Source organism: Pseudomonas sp. BJa5 (genome assembly GCF_030272875.2).
Classification (GTDB): domain Bacteria; phylum Pseudomonadota; class Gammaproteobacteria; order Pseudomonadales; family Pseudomonadaceae; genus Aquipseudomonas.
Genome location: NZ_JALRNG020000098.1, coordinates 1 through 342 on the forward strand (window position 1 = coordinate 1; position 342 = coordinate 342).

Here is a 342-nt window from a genome sequence, read left to right on the forward strand (position 1 = left end):
CACTGCAGCAGGGTGTCAGCACCTTGCTGCACCAGACGCAGAATACCCAGCGCCGGGTCGTACGGGTTGCCGCCAACGTAGTTGCTGGTCAAATACATAAGCCCATCGATGTTGAGGATGTCGCCATTGGCGCCGGCGACAAAGTCACTGACCAGCAGATGGCCGATGGAGTCCTGCACAAAGTAAACGTCACGTCCGCTGCCGCCGTCGACGGTGGTGTCGGAATTGGGATTGCTCTGGCGGACCGCGATAAAATCGTCACCGGCACCCGCTTCCAGGCTGTTGTTGCTTTCCTTATCAATGTTGCTGATTTCGACTTCGGAAATAATGTCATTTCCATCG

At 55.8% G+C, this 342-nt stretch carries 1 protein-coding gene; it reads right to left on the bottom strand.

The window, feature by feature from the left end; all coding sequences use genetic code 11:
- Positions 1-342, bottom strand: a 342-nt coding sequence (locus tag M2D63_RS25580) for a hypothetical protein (protein ID WP_285865871.1), incomplete at both ends; no start/stop codon positions are given.